Raw genomic sequence first — 3425 nt, forward strand, 5'->3', positions numbered from 1 at the left:
AGAGTCACAGTTACCGAGGTTTTCTTATGCCCCATCGCCGCTCAAGCGTAAAAGGATCATTCTCCTTTTCTAACCCTGCGGTCCGCGCCTGGTTATTTCAAATACTCGCCGTCATTGCGGTCGTCAGCATTGCGGTCTACCTCATTCATAACACGATTAATAACCTGAGCAGCCGCGGTATTACCTCGGGGTTTTCTTTTCTCGATCGCAGTGCCGGATTTGGCATTGTTCAGCATCTGATTGATTACGAGCAGGGCGATACCTATGGCCGCGTCTTTCTGGTCGGTCTGCTTAATACACTGTTAGTCTCAGCGCTGTGCATTGTTTTCGCGTCATTTCTCGGTTTTTTTCTCGGACTGGCGCGGTTGTCGGATAACTGGTTACTGCGCAAGCTCTCAACGATTTATATCGAAACGTTCCGCAATATTCCCCCGCTGCTGCAAATCTTCTTCTGGTATTTTGCTGTGTTACGTAATTTACCTGGCCCACGCCAGGCTGTTAACGCATTGGATATCGCATTCCTGAGCAACCGCGGGCTCTATATTCCGGCACCACAAATGGCAGAGGGTCTTGTTGCCTTTTGCGCTGCCGCCCTGATTGCTGCCATCATCTCCATTGGGTTATTTCGCTTTAATAAAATGCATCAGACTAAAACAGGTCAGTTGCGACGGACCTGGCCTACGGCCCTGGCGCTGTTCGCTTTTTTACCGATGCTTTCACAGTGGATTTTTGGCGCAGCGCTACACTGGGATGTGCCTGAACTACGCGGCTTTAACTTCCGTGGCGGCATGGTGCTTATTCCAGAACTGGCTGCGCTGACGCTGGCACTTTCGGTGTATACCTCCGCATTTATTGCAGAAATTATTCGCGCGGGTATTCAGGCCGTGCCTTATGGTCAGCACGAGGCAGCACGCTCACTGGGGCTGCCAAATCCGGTAACCCTTCGCCAGGTTATTATCCCGCAGGCGCTGCGCGTCATCATTCCCCCACTGACCAGCCAGTACCTGAATATCGTAAAAAACTCCTCTCTGGCTGCAGCCATTGGCTACCCGGATATGGTTTCACTGTTTGCTGGGACCGTACTTAACCAAACAGGACAGGCCATTGAAACCATTGCCATTACCATGTCGGTGTATCTGATCATCAGCCTGAGCATTTCTCTGTTGATGAATATTTATAACCGTCGGATCGCACTGATTGAGCGCTAAGGAGCCATGATGACAAAAGCACTGCTGTCTCACCCCACGCGCCAGAACAGTAATCACGCAGGACGCGTTATTTTGTGGGTACGCAAGAACCTGTTCTCTAGTTGGTCAAATAGCCTGCTCACGCTGTTGTGCGTGTGGTTAATGTGGGCGTTTATTCCCCCTCTATTGAACTGGGCATTTCTACAGGCGAACTGGGTAGGATCTACCCGGGCAGATTGTACGAAAGCAGGAGCCTGCTGGGTGTTCATCCATGAACGCTTTGGCCAATTTATGTATGGACTCTATCCACACGATCAGCGTTGGCGAGTAAATCTGGCCCTGGTTATCGGTCTGCTTTCTATCGCCCCGATGTTCTGGAAAGCCATGTCCCACCGTGGTCGCTATATCGCCGTCTGGGCAGTGGTTTACCCCATTGTGGTCTGGTGGCTGATGTACGGTGGTTTTTTCGGTCTCGAACGTGTCGAAACCCGGCAGTGGGGAGGATTAACGCTAACCTTGATTATCGCCTCCGTCGGTATTGCCGGTGCACTTCCATGGGGAATTTTACTGGCATTAGGTCGTCGTTCTCATATGCCCGTCGTGCGGATTTTATCCGTTATTTTCATTGAGTTCTGGCGTGGAGTACCGTTGATCACCGTGCTGTTTATGTCCTCAGTGATGCTGCCATTGTTTATGTCGGAAGGTACCAGCATCGACAAACTAATTCGCGCGCTGGTTGGGGTGATCCTTTTCCAGTCTGCCTATGTCGCGGAGGTGGTGCGCGGAGGATTACAAGCCTTACCAAAGGGGCAGTATGAAGCCGCCGAGTCACTGGCACTAGGATACTGGAAGACGCAGGGACTGGTTATTCTTCCCCAAGCGCTTAAGTTGGTTATTCCCGGCCTGGTCAACACGATTATCGCGCTGTTCAAAGATACCAGCCTGGTCATCATCATAGGTCTGTTTGATCTTTTTAGTAGCGTACAACAAGCAACCGTCGATCCCGCCTGGCTGGGGATGTCGACAGAAGGCTACGTTTTTGCCGCACTGATTTACTGGATTTTCTGTTTCAGCATGTCTCGTTACAGCCAGCATCTGGAAAAACGTTTTAACACCGGGCGTACACCGCACTGAGGAATTTATGAGCCAATTATTAATGCCGTCTACCGACGCGATGATTACGCTGGAAAACGTCAACAAGTGGTATGGGCAGTTTCATGTTCTTAAGAATATTAACCTGAAGGTAAAACAGGGGGAACGCATCGTATTATGTGGGCCTTCTGGCTCTGGTAAATCGACAACCATCCGCTGTATTAATCATCTGGAAGAGCATCAGCAAGGACGCATTGTGGTGGATGGGATTGAACTCAACGAAGACATCCGCAATATTGAGCGTGTCAGGCAAGAAGTCGGTATGGTCTTTCAGCACTTTAATCTCTTTCCGCATTTGACGGTCTTGCAAAACTGTACATTGGCCCCTATTTGGGTCCACAAGATGCCAAAGAAAGAGGCTGAGGTTCTGGCCATGCACTATCTTGAACGGGTTCGTATTGCGGAACATGCGCATAAATTCCCGGGACAAATCTCCGGAGGACAGCAGCAGCGTGTGGCTATTGCGCGCTCGCTGTGTATGAAACCCAAAATTATGTTGTTTGACGAACCCACCTCGGCGCTGGATCCTGAAATGGTGAAAGAAGTACTGGATACTATGATTGGCCTGGCGCAATCAGGAATGACGATGTTGTGTGTCACCCATGAAATGGGCTTTGCACGCACGGTAGCCGACAGAGTGATTTTTATGGATCTAGGTGAAATAGTGGAACAGGCACCCCCGGATGAGTTTTTTGCCAATCCACGTTCTGAACGTACGCGAGCGTTTTTATCGCAGGTAATACATTAATATTATCATCCACTTGCATATAACGGCACTACATTTATCAGACCAATAATGGTACCAATCCTAAAGGTCGGATAGGGCGTTGACACCGTCATCTGGCTTTTTCTGAGTACACATAACGCAAAAAGGCCATCCTTTCGGATGGCCTTTTCACTTATTTGATGTCTGGCAGTTCCCTACTCTCGCATGGGGAGACCCCACACTACCATCGGCGCTACGGCGTTTCACTTCTGAGTTCGGCATGGGGTCAGGTGGTACCACCGCGCTACAGCCGCCAGACAAATTCTTTTCTACGTGCCGAACATTAACCTAAAAACTGGTGCTGATACCCAGAGTCGAAC

General features: G+C 50.0%; 3 protein-coding genes and 1 rRNA gene. 3 read left to right on the forward strand and 1 reads right to left on the reverse strand.

The window, feature by feature from the left end; all coding sequences use genetic code 11:
• The first annotated feature begins 26 nt into the window (after positions 1-26).
• Genes FDW95_RS05515 through FDW95_RS05525 form a run of 3 tightly spaced genes read left to right on the forward strand, consistent with a single transcriptional unit; the run spans position 27 to position 3087 of the window.
• On the forward strand, positions 27-1208 hold the full coding sequence (locus FDW95_RS05515) for an amino acid ABC transporter permease (protein WP_115257346.1): 1182 nt from the start codon (positions 27-29) through the stop codon (positions 1206-1208).
• Positions 1209-1217: 9 nt separating this feature from the next.
• Positions 1218-2321 carry an amino acid ABC transporter permease gene (locus tag FDW95_RS05520; RefSeq protein ID WP_096755449.1) on the forward strand — a complete coding sequence of 368 codons (1104 nt, stop codon included), beginning with the start codon at positions 1218-1220 and terminating at the stop codon, positions 2319-2321.
• A gap of 7 nt (positions 2322-2328) precedes the next feature.
• Positions 2329-3087: an amino acid ABC transporter ATP-binding protein gene (locus FDW95_RS05525; RefSeq protein WP_096755448.1), complete on the forward strand. Its 759-nt coding sequence runs from the start codon at positions 2329-2331 to the stop codon at positions 3085-3087.
• A gap of 160 nt (positions 3088-3247) precedes the next feature.
• Here FDW95_RS05525 and rrf read toward each other — a convergent pair.
• Positions 3248-3363 (reverse strand): 5S ribosomal RNA (rrf, locus tag FDW95_RS05530).
• Between the last annotated feature and the right edge of the window lie 62 nt (positions 3364-3425).

The sequence above is a fragment of the Citrobacter sp. wls718 genome, from assembly GCF_005280945.1.
In the GTDB taxonomy this organism is placed as follows: Bacteria; Pseudomonadota; Gammaproteobacteria; order Enterobacterales; family Enterobacteriaceae; genus Citrobacter; species Citrobacter gillenii.